Raw genomic sequence first — 13,202 nt, forward strand, 5'->3', positions numbered from 1 at the left:
CCTCCGCCCCGCCGCCTGGCCCGGCCCCCGCTCCCCCCGACCTGGCCGAAGCGGTCCGCGCCGCGCAGGGCGGGGACGAGGAGGCGTTCCGGCTGCTGTTCCGGGCCGTCCAGCCGGGGCTGCTGCGCTACCTGCGGGTGCTGGTCGGCGGCCGGCCGGAGGACATGCAGGACGCGGAGGACATCGCCTCCGAGACCTGGCTGCAGATCGCCCGCGACCTGCGCGGCTTCTCCGGCGACGGGGACGGCTTCCGCGGCTGGGCCGCCACCATCGCCCGCCACCGGGCGCTCGACCACCTGCGGGCCCGCCGCCGCCGTCCGGTGGCCGACCTGCCCTTCGAGTACCTGGCCGAGCTGGCCGCCGGGGACGACACCGCGGGCGCGGCGCTGGCCACGGTCGGCACCGCCGACGCGCTGGCGCTCATCTCCCGGCTGCCGCGCGACCAGGCGGAGGCGGTGCTGCTGCGGGTGGTCATGGAGCTGGACGCGGAGAGCGCCGCCCGGGTGCTCGGCAAACGGGCGGGCAGCGTCCGGATGGCCGCCCACCGGGGGCTGCGGCGGCTGGCCAAGCTCCTGGAGCAGCCTGGAGCGGTCGGCATCCCCGCCGCGAGACGGGCCGATCCGGCCGGTGCGGGGGCCGCGACGGGCCCCGCGACGGGCGGCGCGGACCCGGCCACGGACCCGGCGGCGGACCCCGTGGGGAAGTCCGCGAAAAAAAATCCTCCGCAAGGTGTGACAGGACGCCGGGCCGCGACGCTGAAGGACATGAGATGAGCACCAACCGATCCCGTCGGATCGACCGTGACGCCGCCGAGCAGCTGCTCGGCGGTGCCGTGGGCGGCCCGTCGGCCGGGCAGGACGCCTCGCTCACCGGACCGGACGGTCCCGGGCAGCTCGCCCGGGTGCTGGCCGCGGCCGCCGCCCCCGCGACGGCCGGAGAACTGGCCGGGGAGGAGGCCGCCCTGGCCGCGTTCCGGGAGGCGAGTCTCACGCCCGATCCCGTAGTCAACCCCGTCCGGAGACGACCGATGGCCACCACCACGCTCGCCAGGGCCTTCAGCACGAAGGCCGCTGCCGCCGTGCTCGGGGCCACTGCGCTGTGCGGGGTCGCGGTCGCCGCCGGGACGGGGAACCTGTCGTCGCTGGGCGGCGGCTCCACCGAGCCCGAGCACACGCTCAGCGGCGGCGCCCTCGGCGGTTCGGCGGGCCCCGGCACCGCCCCGGGCTTCCGGCCCGGAGGCTCCGCACCGGACGGTTCCGTCAAGCCGTCCGGCGCCGGTGCGCAGCAGGTCGGACCGTCCGCGTCCCCGAGGCCGGGCACCCCCTCGGCGGACGGGCACGGCGGCCAGCCGTTCGCGCCCGCGCTGGTCGAGCTCTGCCGCGGTTTCACCGACCGGGAAGGCAAGGGCGAGCGCCCCGGCCAGCTGGTCACCGAGCCGCAGTTCGGCCCGCTGGTCGCCGAGGCGGGCGGTGCCGACAAGGTGGCGCGGTACTGCGACGAGGCGCTCGACGCCCAGGGCGGCGACAGCCGTCCGGGGGCCGGCGGGCAGTCGCACGATCCCGGCCGGGCCACCAGCAGCCCCGGCGCCGGCAAGGGGAGCGGGAGCGGGAACGACACCAAGGGCGGTGGGGACGGCAACGCGAACGGCGGTGCCAAGCCCGGCAAGCCCGGTGTGACGGCTCCGGCCCTGCCGACCGTGCCCACCCCGCCGGCCGTACGGCCGAGCAAGTCCGACCATCCCGACGGTTCCACCGCCGAGAGGTAACCCCTGATCTCCGGATGGGCGGCGAGCGACTCCCCCCGGGCTCGTCGCCCATCCGGACCGAACCACCCGCAGGACCTGCCGGTAGGCAGGAAGCAGGAAGCAGTACCACCCGAAGCTCCGGGTGGCCGGTCGGCTCCCCCGTGCCAGCCGTCCACCCGGCCGGCCCCGGCCGGACCGGCAGGCGCACCCCCCGGACGCGCCGCCGGGCCGACCGGCCCGGAACGTGCGGCCCGCCCTCCCGCAGTCAGGGCGGGCCGCACACCCCGTGCGACCAGAACGGGCCTGGACCCGATCGTGACCGTCGACCTGTACGACCACGAGCCGGCGGTCGGGGAACCGCTGCCCGGTTCCCCGGCCGCCTCCCCTTCCCCGGAGGCCGCCGAGACCGCCCTCGTCCCGGCGTACATGGCGGCCGTGGGCTACCCCCGCTCCCCGGAAGCCGCCGGGACCGCCTGGGCCGCCGTGACGGCTGCGACCGCCGACACCGCCGTCCTCCCGGCGTACGTGGACTCCGCGGACTCCGTGGACGCCGCCGGCCTCCCGGTACCCGCCGAGGCACCCGCCGAGGGCGCCGAAGCGGCCGAGAGCACCGCTGCGCCCGTGTTCGTGGACTCCTCCGGCCGCCGCCAGCGGCGGGTGCGCCGCCTCGGCCTCCTGCTCGCCGTCCCGGCGGCCGGCTACCTCTGCCTGCTGGTCAGCACCGTGCTCGGCGGGCCCACCGTCAGCGCGCCCTTCCTGCCGCTGCCGCAGCCCCCGGCGGCCGCCCCGGCCGCGCCGACGCCCTCGGACCTGGGAACGGAGCGCCCGGACTCCGTCCAGCCCGCCCGAGCCGAGCCGACGACGGCCGCCCCCCACGCCGGCACCCCGGCGGCCCGGGCCGGACGGCGACCACGCCCGTCCCCGTGGACCTCCCCGCGCCCACCGCGTCCGCGCCGCCCCCCGGCGCCAACGGCAACGGCTCCGCGGGGCCGACCGCCGCCCCGACCCCCGGCCACGGGCGCCCGACCGCGCCGCCGGGCAACTCCGGCAACAAGCCGACCAAGCCCGCCCCGACCCCCTGACGCCGACTCCCTGACGCCGCCAGGCCCCGTTACGCACCGCCCGTTTCACGCCGCCCGGAACGCACCGCCCGACCCGAGGGCGCCGGGTCCCTCCGCCATGCCCTGCCGCGCCTCCCGCCTCCCCGCCTCCCGGAAAGCACCCCGATGAGCACAGCCCGCCGCCGAAGAGCCGCCCCGCCCGCCCGGAACAGCCGCCGGGGCCGGCGCGGCGTGGTCCGCCAGGGCCCGCTGCGCACGCACTGGCTCCTGCTGACGGCCCTGCTGCTCACCCTGGCCGCCACCCTGCTGTTCCAGGGCTACACCCAGCACCTGTACGACGACCGTCCCGACCAGTCCGCCGCCCCGGCCTCCGCCGCCGGCGTCCCCGAGGCGATCCGCACCGGCGGCCCGGTGATCGACAGCGCGGGCGGGCAGCCCCGTACGGCCGCGCCCAAGCCCGGCACGATCGCGCTCACCTTCGACGACGGCCCCGACCCGCGCTGGACCCCGCAGGTCCTCGACGTGCTGCGCCGGGCCGGCGTCCACGCCACCTTCTTCGTGGTCGGCACCCAGGCCGCCGCCCACCCGGAGCTGGTCCGCCGGATCGTCGCCGAGGGCCACCAGGTCGGCATCCACACCTTCACCCACACCGACCTCGGCGCCGCGGCCCCCTGGCGCCGCTCCCTGGAGCTGCGCGAGGCGCAGCTGACCCTGGCCGGGGTGGCCGACGTCACCAGTTCGCTGCTGCGGCCGCCGTACTCGTCCACCGCCGAGGCCGTGGACGACCCCGGCTGGTCCGCCGTCCAGCAGGCCGGGCGGGAGGGCTACCTGACGGTGCTCACCACCCGGGACAGCGAGGACTGGCGCCGCCCGGGCGTGTCCGAGATCGTCAGGGCGGCCACCGCCGGGCCCGGCGACCAGGGGCAGGTCCTGCTGATGCACGACGCGGGCGGCGACCGCTCGCAGACCGTCGCCGCCCTCGACGGCGTGCTGACCGCCCTGCAGGGCCGGGGTTTCCGCTTCACCACCGTCAGCGAGGCCGTCGGCCTGCCGAACCCGGTGCACCCGGCCGGGGCCGGCGACCACTGGCAGGGCCTGGCCCTGGTCTGGCTGCTGCGCGGCGGCGGCTGGGTGCTCGCCGTGCTGGGCTGGCTGCTCTGGGCGGCGGGCGCGGTCAGCGTGCTGCGCGCGGTCGTCGTCCTGTACGCGGCCCGCCGGCACAAGCGGCTGCGCCGCCGCGGCTGGGGCCCGCCGGTCACCGAGCCGGTCAGCGTGATCGTCCCGGCCTACAACGAGATCGCCGGGATCGAGCCGGCCGTCCGCTCGCTGCTGGCCTCCGACCACCCGGTCGAGGTGATCGTGGTCGACGACGGCTCCACGGACGGCACCGCCGACCTGGTGGAGTCGCTGGACCTGCCGTACGTCCGGGTGATCCGGCAGGAGAACGCGGGCAAGCCGGCCGCCCTGAACACCGGCATCGCGGCCGCCCGGGCCGAGCTGCTGGTGATGGTCGACGGTGACACCGTCTTCGAGCCGGACGCCGTCCGGATGCTGGTGCAGCCCTTCGCCGATCCCACCGTCGGCGCCGTCTCCGGCAACGCCAAGGTGGTCAACCGCGGTGGCCTGCTGGGCCGTTGGCAGCACATCGAGTACGTGGTCGGCTTCAACCTGGACCGCCGGCTGTTCGACCTGGCCGAGTGCATGCCCACCGTGCCCGGCGCCGTCGGCGCCTTCCGCCGCTCCGCGCTGCTGGCCGTCGGCGGCGTCGGCGAGGAGACCCTGGCCGAGGACACCGACCTCACCATGGCGCTGTGCCGGGACGGCTGGCGGGTCGTGTACGAGGAGCGGGCCAAGGCCTGGACGGAGGCCCCCGCCTCGCTGAGCGCCCTGTGGCGGCAGCGCTACCGCTGGTGCTACGGCACCCTGCAGGCGATGTGGAAGCACCGCGGGGCGCTCTCCCAGCGCGGGCAGGCGGGCAAGCTGGGCCGGCGCGGCCTGCTCTACCTGCTGATGTTCCAGGTGCTGCTGCCGCTGCTCGCCCCGGTCGTGGACGTGTTCGCGCTGTACGGGCTGGCCTTCCTCGACCCGGTCCGGATCATCGGCCTGTGGGCGGCGTTCCTGCTGGTCCAGGTGCTGATGGGGGTGTACGCGTTCCGGCTGGACAAGGAGCGGCTGGGGCCGCTGTGGAGCCTGCCGCTGCAGCAGTTCGTGTACCGGCAGCTGATGTACCTGGTGGTGATCCAGTCGGTGTTCACGGCGCTGGCCGGCTCCCGGCTGCGCTGGCAGCGGATGCAGCGCTACGGCAGCCTCACGGTCCCGCCCGCCGCCGGGCCCGCTGCCGCGGCCGACGACGGCTATCGTGCACGGGTGCACGAGGCGGCCCGGAACCCCGGGCAGGGCACGTGAGGGGAGCTCCAGGTGATCGGACGGGCGCTGAACGGGCGGTACGAACTCGTCGGGATACTCGGCGTCGGCGGCATGGCCACCGTCTGGCGCGGCGTGGACCGGGTGCTGGGCCGCCAGGTCGCCGTGAAGGTCCTCAACGGCGGCCTCGCCGACGACCCCCGCTTCGCCGAGCGGTTCAGCCGTGAGGCGCAGCACGCGGCGATGCTGGTGCACCCGAGGATCGTGATGGTCTTCGACTCGGGCGTGGACGAGGGCACCCCGTTCATCGTCATGGAGCTGGTCAGCGGCCGCTCGCTCGCCGCCCTGCTGGCGCAGCAGCCGGCCCTGCCGGTGGAGCGCGCCGTCGGCATCGCGACGGCGGTCTGCGAGGCGCTGGCGGTCGCGCACGGGGCCGGGCTGGTGCACCGGGACATCAAGCCCGGGAACATCATGATCACCGACGACGGCGGGGTGAAGGTCGTCGACTTCGGCATCGCCCGGGCCGGCTCCTCCGGCAACCTGACCCAGACCGCGAGCGTGCTCGGCACGGCAGCCTACCTCTCGCCCGAGCAGGCCACCGCCTCGGCGCTGGACGGCCGGACCGACCTGTACGCGGTCGGCTGCGTGCTGACCGAGATGCTCACCGGCCAGACCCCGTTCACCGCCGAGACCCCGGTGGCGATCGCCTTCAAGCACGTCAGCGAACAGCCCCTGCCGCCGTCCGCGCGGCGCCCGGGCCTGCCGCCCGCCCTGGACGCGGCGGTGCTGCGGCTGCTCGCCAAGAACCCGGCCGACCGCCCGGCCGATGCCACCGCCGCGCGGGCGGAGCTGCTCGCCACCGTCCCGGGGCTGGTCGTCGGCGACCCGACGGCCGAGCTGCTCGCCACCGCCGCCGCCACCCAGCTGCTGCCGCCGGTCCCGGCGCCGGTGTCCGCCTCGCCGAACCAGCAGCACACCACCCTGCTCCCGCCGCAGCCCGCGGCCGCCACCTCGGTGATGGCGCCGATCCCCGCCGCTGCGCCGGCCGTGGGGGCGACTGGGCTCACGTCCGGGCTCACGTCCGGGTTCGCGCCCGCTCCCGAGGCCGCCCCGGCCCGGGGCAGCCGCCGCAAGCCCCTCGTGCTCGGCGCGCTGGGGGTCGCCGGGCTGGCCGGCGTCATCGCCCTGGTGCTCACCGCCTTCGACGAGCCGCCCGGCAACGCCGCCGCCAAGCCTTCCAAGCCCGCCGCGGCCGCCGCGCCCACCACCCCGGGCGCGGCGTCCGCCACCGCCCCGACGCCCACCGCGGCCGCCACCTCGCCCGGGCTCCCCGCGCCCACGCAGGCCGTCCCGCGCAACCAGTCGGCCGCGCTGCAGCTGCAGTCCTTCCGCCAGGCGGTGGCCCAGGCCCAGGTCGCCAAGGACCGGGACAAGCAGGCGGAGCTGCTGAGGATCCTGGACACCGCGTCCGCCCGCCTCAACGAGGGCAACCCCGACGACGCGGCGCAGGAGCTGAAGGGCGCCCAGAAGGTGATCCACGACCTGGGGAAGAAGCACTCCATCGACCCGCTGACCAACGCCAACTGGAACGCCCGCCTCTCGGCCCTGTTCACCACCCTCCACGCGACGGCGGACAACCTGGACGGCTGAGCGGCCGGGGCCGTCGGGTTGTCCACAGCCTGTGGGCAACCCTGTCGTAGGAGCGGGACGGAGCCGGGCGCCTGGGGCGTAGGACACTATTGGTATAGACCTACCTGGCGGGCTGGCTTAGCCTCCCTGGAGAACCGGACGGTGATCACACGGGGGAATTGCTGTGCTGGAAGTTCTGGGGATCGAGCCGTCTGCCGAGGCCGTGTACCGGCTGCTCGTCGACGAGCCGGGATTCCGGGTCGGCGACATGGCCGAGCGGCTGGGGTGGAGCGAGGACCGGGTGCGGTTCGCGCTGAACCAGTTGGCCGAGCTCGACCTGGTGCACCTGGAGGACAGTTGCCGGGACGTCGTCCCGTTCAACCCGGACGTCGGCTTCGGGTTCCTGCTCTCGCGCGCCACCGCGGACCTCAGCCGGCGCCAGCGGCAGATCGAGTCCGCCGAGCAGGCGGTGACGGCGCTGAGCGCCCGGTTCAACGCCAACCGGGCCTCGCGGCACGAGATCATCCACCGGCTGGAGGGGCTGGACATGGTCCGCAAGCGGCTGGAGGACCTGGCCTCGACCGCCGAGCGGGAGTGCCTCTCCCTGGTGCCGGGCGGCGCCCAACTGCCGGACACCATGGACGCCAGCGAGCCGCTGGACCGCCAGGCGCTGGAGCGCGGGGTGCGGATCAGGAGCATCTACCAGGAGAGCTTCCGCAACGACCAGCCGACGCTGGAGTACGTCCGCTGGTTCACCCGGCTCGGCGGCGAGGCCCGTACGGTGCCCGTCCTGCCGCTGCTGCTGGTCGTGGTGGACCGGGAGACCGCGCTCGTCCCGATCGACCCGGCGGACGCCCGCGCGGGCGCGCTGGAGGTCAGGACCCCGGGCGTGGTGAGCGCGCTGGCCCTGCTGTTCGAGCAGTTCTGGGCGGCCGGCACGCCGTTCGGCGAGGACCCGCGCCGCGACGAGAACGATCTGACGCCCCAGGAGCGGGAGTTGCTGCTCCTGCTGGGCATCGGCTGCACGGACGAGGTGGCCTCGCGGCGCCTCGGCCTGTCGCTGCGCACGGTGCGCCGGATGGCCTCCCAGCTGATGACCCGGCTCGGCGCGCGCAGCCGCTTCGAGGCGGGGGTCCGGGCGGCGAAGGAGGGGTGGCTGTGAGCCGGCTCTTCCGGTAGGTGGCCGCCGTCCCCCCGGTGGGCCGGGGGCCTGTCCCGCACGACAGGCCCCGACGGCTGGTCGGCTGGTCGGCCGGTCGTCAGGCCGCGCTGTCCAGCCGTCGGCGCTGCCCCTCGTCGAGCACGAGGTCCAGGGCGGCCAGGCTCTCCTCCAACTGGGCCACCGAGCTGGCGCCGACGACCGGGACGGTCGGGACGGGATGCCCGATCAGCCAGGCCAGCACGACCTGGTTGACGGTGGCGCCGGTCTCCTCGGCGACCTCCGCCAGCACGGCCAGCCGGGCCTTCGTCTCCGGCCACTCGTACTCCTCGCGCAGCGGCCGGTCCGGGCGGCAGTACGAGCCGCCGAGCAGCGGCGAGTAGGCGAGCAGCGTCAGCTCCGGGCGCTGCGCGACGTGGGCGAGCAGCGCCTCGTCGGCGTGCTTCTGGATGCCGAAGTCCGCCCCGGGCCGGGGCCGCAGGTAGCTGTGGCGCTGCTGGACGCAGCGGTAGCCGGGCCAACCCCGGTCGGCCGCGAGGCTGTTGGCGTCCTCCAGCTCGGCGGCGCTGTGGTTGCTGCACCCGAGGGCGGCGGCCTTGCCGTCGGCCACCAGCGCGGCGAAGGCGCCCATGGTCTCCTCGACCGGGGTGGCCGGGTCGGTCACGTGCGCGTAGTACAGGTCCAGTCGGTCGGTGCCGAGGCGGCGCAGGCTGCCCTCCGCCGCCTCGCGCACGGCGCGGGCGGACAGGCCCTCGATGTGCTCGGGGAAGGGCAGCCCGGGCACCGGGCGGGCGCCGACCTTGGTGGCGAGCACCAGGTCGTCGCGGTTGCCGCGGCGGGCGATCCAGCGCCCCAGCAGTTCCTCGCTCTCGAAGCCGTTCGCGCCGGGCGCCCAGAAGGCGTAGTTGTTCGAGGTGTCGACGAACGTCCCGCCGGCTTCGGTGAACCGGTCCAGGATCGCCGTCGCGGTCTCCTCGTCGACAGTGGTGCCGAAGGTCATCGCGCCGAGACAGAGCGCGCTCGCCGACGGTCCGTCAACGCCGAGGCTGCGATAGTGCATCGGTCTTCCCTCCCAGGGGGTCGGTGGTGGTGGAGCCGGCCGCGCCCGGGGGTCGGGCCCGCCGCGACCGGGTCAGCAGAATCATTACCCCGGCGGTGCCCAGTTCGGCCACCGTGCAGACCAGCCGGGAGACGATCGCCGCGGCGCCCGCGGTGGAGACCGGGACGACCGTGGACAGCGACAGCACCAGCACCATCTCCCGGGCCCCCAGGCCGTCCGGCAGCACGATCGTCAGCGTCCCGGCGACGGTGGCCAGCGCGAAGCCCCCGACGCAGGCCGGCAGCGAGCGGGCGGCCGGCCCGTCCAGGGCCAGGACGATCAGCCACAGGTGCAGGCCGGCCGAGAACCAGGACAGCAGCGCCAGGACCAGCGAGACCCGCACCGCGCGGGCCGAGACCCGCGCGGTCGGCGGCGGGCGGCGGAACAGCCGCGCACCGTACTCGACCGACGCGCCGATCAGCCCCGGGCGGACCACGAAGCAGAGCAGCAGCAGCACCGGCAGGGCCAGCCACCAGGTGTTCCCGCCGAGCACGGCGGGCGCGATGCCGAGCGCCGCCAGGCAGGCGGTCAGCATGGTGATGCCCAGGCTGACCACGTAGGTGGTGACCATCCGCCCGGCCGTCGCCCCGTACTCGGCGCCGAGCTGGATGTGCGCGAGCAGCCCGAAGACCGGGGTCGGGAGGAACTTGCCGAGCAGCCCGCAGAAGAAGATCCGGGCGCTGCCGAACAGGCCGACGGGCGGCCCCAGATCGTCCAGGACGGCACGCCAGGACAGCAGGCCGAGCAGCAGCCCGCCGACGTTCGCCAGCACGGACACCGCCAGCAGCGCCAGCGAGCGCCCGTCCGCCATGGCGGCCACCAGGCTCCAGGCGTCGTTGCGGGCCACCGCGAACAGGCCCGCGGCGCCCGCCAGCAGGAGGACGGCGGTCAGCAGGCGCCGCCGCCCCGGCCGGGCGGCCCGCGGCGCCGCCATACGCTCCGCTTCGGAACTGCCCGCTTCCGGTGCGTCCGTCATGACGCCCCGTGCCGCGGCCGCCGGAAGTCCCGCTCGGTCAGCGCCCGCACCACACCCCGCGCGACCCCGGCCACCAGCGCGCTGTGCAGCAGGAAGTGGTAGCCGACGAACGCCGGGTAGTACCGCAGCCCGCGGTCCCTGATCACGAACCGCGCCAGCCCCGGGTCCGCCACCGCGAACCAGGCCAGGCCCAGCGCCGGGCCGAGGGCCGCCTTGCGCGACAGCAGCAGCAGCGGCAGGGAGCCCCAGGTGACGGCGGTGGCCAGGACGCCGGGCATCCGGTTCGCCTTGAGCGCTCCCGGGCTGAAGCGGTGGGCGCCGGCGAAGGCCACCAGCAGCTGCGAGCGCCGGTACTGCTCGGTGAGCATCGCGCCCAGCCGGTCCTCGTCGTCGTGCCGGCCGGCGACGGTCTCGGTCAGCAGGATCGGGTACTTCTCCGACAGCCGCTCGCTGTACTCCACGTCCTCCGACTCGCGCAGCGTCTCGTCGAGCGGCCCGACCTCCTCGTAGACCTCGCGCCGGATCGCGCACATGGCGAAGAAGACGGTGCGGACCCGGCCGGTGGCGCGCCGGCGCCACCAGTGCTCGTGCAGGACGCGGTAGCGCTCCACCGGCCCGTCGTCGAACAGCGCCCGCTTGCCGACGACTCCGTGGACGCAGCCGAGGTCGGGCTGCTCCTGGAGCAGCGCCACGGCGTTGGCGACCGCGTCCGGCTCCAGCGCGATGTCGGAGTCCAGGAAGAACAGGATCTCCCCGGTGGTCTCCTGCACGCCCCGGTTGCGGGCGACGGACACCCCGCCGTTGGGCTGGGTGACGAGCCGGACGTCCGGGTACCGCCGGACGATCTCCGGGGAGCGGTCCGAGCTGCCGTCGTCGACCACGACCACCTCGTGCACCGGGTGGGTCTGCGCCAGGACGGACTCGACGACCGCTGCGATCGTCTTCTCGTAGTTGTAGTTGGGGATGATCACCGACACCGTGGGTCGTGCGTCAGCCGTGGGTCCTGCGTCAGCCGTGGGTCGTGCGTCAGCCATGCGTGCCTCCCGAAGCGGGCCCGGATGTGGAGATCCAGGCGTCCTGGCGGAGATGGTCGGATGTGCCCTCGGGGCTGCTCAGCGCGTAGCGGTGGGCCCGGGCGCCGTGCGCGGTGAACGCCCAGTCGAAGCGCCACCAGTCGTGCCAGCTGCCGGCGTCCCAGGACATCGGCAGGATCGTGTCGCCCGCGTCCGCCGCGTCCTGGGTGATGCCGCGCAGCCCGTTGAGGTCGCCCATGCCGGCGTTGGTGTTGAAGTCCCCGGCGATGAACAGCGGGTTGGCGTTGGCCCGGACGTCCTCGGTCAGGCCGTCGAACTGCGCCCTGCGGTCCCGCTGCCGGCGGTGCACGTCCGCCGGGAAGTCCTGAAGGGGCATCCCGTACGCGACCGGGACGAGCATGTGGACGTTGTAGAAGGAGACCACCGAGGCGCCCACCGCGAGGTCGGTGCGCAGCACCTTGGCCCCGGCGAAGGCGTGCGCCCAGTCGTCGTCCCCGCCGGCCCGCAGCGCACGGTCCGGGCCGACCGGCGGCTGCGCCACCACCGGGAACCGGGAGAGCGTCACCAACTCGCCCCGGGTGACGACCTGGTAGCCGGGGAACTCCCGCTTCAGCCGGGCGGTGTCGTCCACCTCGCGGGCGCCGTCCGCGCCGGCCGACTCGTCCCAGTGCAGGTACTCCTGGAGCAGGTACACGTCGGCGTGCTGCGCCTTGAGGTACGCGTAGAACCGGTCCGGGTCCACGTCGGAGCCCCAGTACTCGGTGTTCTGCGCGACGACGTGGATCGCGCCGGGCGGCACCGTCCGGTCGGCCGTCGCCGCGGCCAGGGTGAGCCCCGACTGGTCCAGCCCGACGGCGAGCGAGAGCACGCCCATCAGGGCCGGCCAGCGGACCCGGCTGCGGCTGCGGCGCAGCCGGACGGCCAGGGCGGCCAGCAGCACCAGGACCGGGACGCCGAGCAGCACCGGCGGCGGCGCGGCCCCCGGAACCACCCAGAACCAGACCCGCCCGGCCAGCGCCTCCTGGAGCAGGCAGAACAGCAGCCAGAGGACGGCGGCCCCGGCCAGCAGCCGGACCGGCCAGGTGGCGGCCCGGTCGAGGAACCAGGAGCGCTTCGGTTCCGGGAGTCGACGGAGGCTCACCATGACTGCACCGCCAGGAGGACGGCGAAGCCGGTCAGCCAGAGTCCGCCCACCGCGAGCATCGTCCGGTCCGTGAAGAGGGTCCTGGTCGGCTCACCGCCCTCTCCGCTGACCAGCAGGATCTGCAGGTAGCGGGCGATGGCGAAGACCGCCAGCGGGGTGGAGAGCAGGATGCGCAGCTGGCGCATGTCGCCGGCCGCGGCGTCGCTCTGCAGGAAGGACACGTAGGCGAGCACCGTCACCGACGCGGCGAAGGTGACCATGCTGTTGAGGAACGGCACGGAGTAGGCGCGCAGGGCCGGCCGGTGAAGCTCGGAGGGCTCGTTCTGGACCGAGGTCAGCTCGTGTCGGCGCTTGCCGAAGCCGAGCAGGATGCAGACCGAGAAGACGCAGAGCAGGAACCACGAGGAGATCGTGACCGAGGCCGCCATGGCGCCCGCGCAGACCCGCAGTACGAAGCCGGTGGCGATGACGAACACGTCGACCACCGAGACGTGCTTGAGGACGAAGCTGTAGCAGATGTTGGTCACCGCGTAGGCGAGCACCGGGATCGCGGCGCCCCCCACGGCCGCCGAGCCCGCCAGCAGGGCGAGGTAGAGGGCGGCGCCGAGCACGATCGCGGCCGGGACGGGGGCGGCTCCGGAGGCGATCGGGCGGTGGCGCTTGACCGGGTGGCGGCGGTCCCGCTCCCGGTCGGCGAGGTCGTTGACGACGTAGGTGGCCGAGGAGGCCAGGACGAAGAGCACCAGCACGGGCAGCGCCCCGGCGACCGCCCGCCACGGCGCCGTCCCGGACTCCAGCAGGGGCAGCACCAGGACGACCGCGTTCTTGGACCACTGGTACGGCCGCACCAGCCGTACCAGCCCGCGCACCAGCGAGCCGCGCGCGGGCTCCTCCGGGAGGTCGGCGGGCGGGCGGCCGGTGTCCCCGTCGGGAGGATGGACCGGCGGGTAGGCGACGCCCTCCCGGTACTCGCTCGCAGTACTCACTTGCGT

The 13,202-nt window shown here is 75.3% G+C and carries 11 protein-coding genes; 6 read left to right on the forward strand and 5 right to left on the reverse strand.

Annotated elements, in window-relative coordinates; translation table 11 throughout:
* The first annotated feature begins 41 nt into the window (after positions 1-41).
* The 6 genes from OP86_RS25685 to OP86_RS25710 all read left to right on the forward strand — a co-directional run bounded on the left by OP86_RS25685 (position 42) and on the right by OP86_RS25710 (position 7,960).
* Complete coding sequence (locus OP86_RS25685) at positions 42-773, forward strand: RNA polymerase sigma factor (RefSeq protein ID WP_033333406.1); 732 nt, start codon at positions 42-44, stop codon at positions 771-773.
* A complete protein-coding gene (locus tag OP86_RS25690) occupies positions 770-1,765 on the forward strand; it encodes a hypothetical protein (RefSeq protein ID WP_030057168.1) in 996 nt (331 codons plus the stop codon). Before OP86_RS25685 ends, OP86_RS25690 begins: the two co-directional genes overlap by 4 nt.
* 902 nt (positions 1,766-2,667) lie before the next feature.
* Complete coding sequence (locus tag OP86_RS36890) at positions 2,668-2,826, forward strand: hypothetical protein (protein WP_157849838.1); 159 nt, start codon at positions 2,668-2,670, stop codon at positions 2,824-2,826.
* 144 nt (positions 2,827-2,970) lie between these two features.
* Positions 2,971-5,211, forward strand: a complete 2,241-nt coding sequence (locus OP86_RS25700) for a bifunctional polysaccharide deacetylase/glycosyltransferase family 2 protein (protein WP_078589152.1) — start codon at positions 2,971-2,973, stop codon at positions 5,209-5,211.
* Between the two features lie 12 nt (positions 5,212-5,223).
* Complete coding sequence (locus OP86_RS25705; RefSeq protein WP_051830621.1) at positions 5,224-6,819, forward strand: protein kinase domain-containing protein; 1,596 nt, start codon at positions 5,224-5,226, stop codon at positions 6,817-6,819.
* 163 nt (positions 6,820-6,982) lie between these two features.
* Positions 6,983-7,960 (forward strand): helix-turn-helix domain-containing protein, encoded by a 978-nt coding sequence (locus OP86_RS25710; RefSeq protein ID WP_030259365.1) that lies wholly within the window; start codon positions 6,983-6,985, stop codon positions 7,958-7,960.
* Positions 7,961-8,057: 97 nt separating this feature from the next.
* Here the strand turns inward: OP86_RS25710 and OP86_RS25715 are convergent, their stop codons facing one another.
* Genes OP86_RS25715 through OP86_RS35180 form a run of 5 tightly spaced genes read right to left on the reverse strand, consistent with a single transcriptional unit; the run spans position 8,058 to position 13,196 of the window.
* Positions 8,058-9,017, reverse strand: coding sequence for an aldo/keto reductase (locus OP86_RS25715; RefSeq protein ID WP_030057160.1), 960 nt, complete (start codon positions 9,015-9,017; stop codon positions 8,058-8,060).
* Entirely contained in the window at positions 8,992-9,990 is a 999-nt protein-coding gene (locus tag OP86_RS25720; RefSeq protein WP_030057159.1) for a lysylphosphatidylglycerol synthase domain-containing protein, read from the reverse strand. Before OP86_RS25720 ends, OP86_RS25715 begins: the two co-directional genes overlap by 26 nt.
* A 38-nt stretch (positions 9,991-10,028) precedes the next feature.
* Positions 10,029-11,003: a glycosyltransferase family 2 protein gene (locus tag OP86_RS25725; RefSeq protein ID WP_033333411.1), complete on the reverse strand. Its 975-nt coding sequence runs from the start codon at positions 11,001-11,003 to the stop codon at positions 10,029-10,031.
* Positions 11,004-11,058: 55 nt separating this feature from the next.
* Positions 11,059-12,210, reverse strand: a complete 1,152-nt coding sequence (locus OP86_RS25730; protein WP_051830624.1) for an endonuclease/exonuclease/phosphatase family protein — start codon at positions 12,208-12,210, stop codon at positions 11,059-11,061.
* Positions 12,204-13,196 carry a UbiA prenyltransferase family protein gene (locus tag OP86_RS35180; protein WP_051830626.1) on the reverse strand — a complete coding sequence of 331 codons (993 nt, stop codon included), beginning with the start codon at positions 13,194-13,196 and terminating at the stop codon, positions 12,204-12,206. The genes OP86_RS25730 and OP86_RS35180 overlap by 7 nt, the downstream gene beginning before the upstream one ends.
* Between the last annotated feature and the right edge of the window lie 6 nt (positions 13,197-13,202).

It is taken from the genome of Streptomyces novaecaesareae (genome assembly GCF_000716875.1).
Taxonomy (GTDB): Bacteria; Actinomycetota; Actinomycetes; order Streptomycetales; family Streptomycetaceae; genus Kitasatospora; species Kitasatospora novaecaesareae.

Excerpts from the sequence above, each read along its gene's own strand:
- OP86_RS25700 (WP_078589152.1), top strand. The coding sequence starts at position 2,971 with ATGAGCACAGCCCGCCGCCGAAGAGCCGCCCCGCCCGCCCGGAACAGC.
- OP86_RS25690 (WP_030057168.1), top strand. The coding sequence starts at position 770 with ATGAGCACCAACCGATCCCGTCGGATCGACCGTGACGCCGCCGAGCAG.
- OP86_RS25720 (WP_030057159.1), bottom strand. The coding sequence starts at position 9,990 with ATGGCGGCGCCGCGGGCCGCCCGGCCGGGGCGGCGGCGCCTGCTGACC.
- OP86_RS25715 (WP_030057160.1), bottom strand. The coding sequence starts at position 9,017 with ATGCACTATCGCAGCCTCGGCGTTGACGGACCGTCGGCGAGCGCGCTC.
- OP86_RS25730 (WP_051830624.1), bottom strand. The coding sequence starts at position 12,210 with ATGGTGAGCCTCCGTCGACTCCCGGAACCGAAGCGCTCCTGGTTCCTC.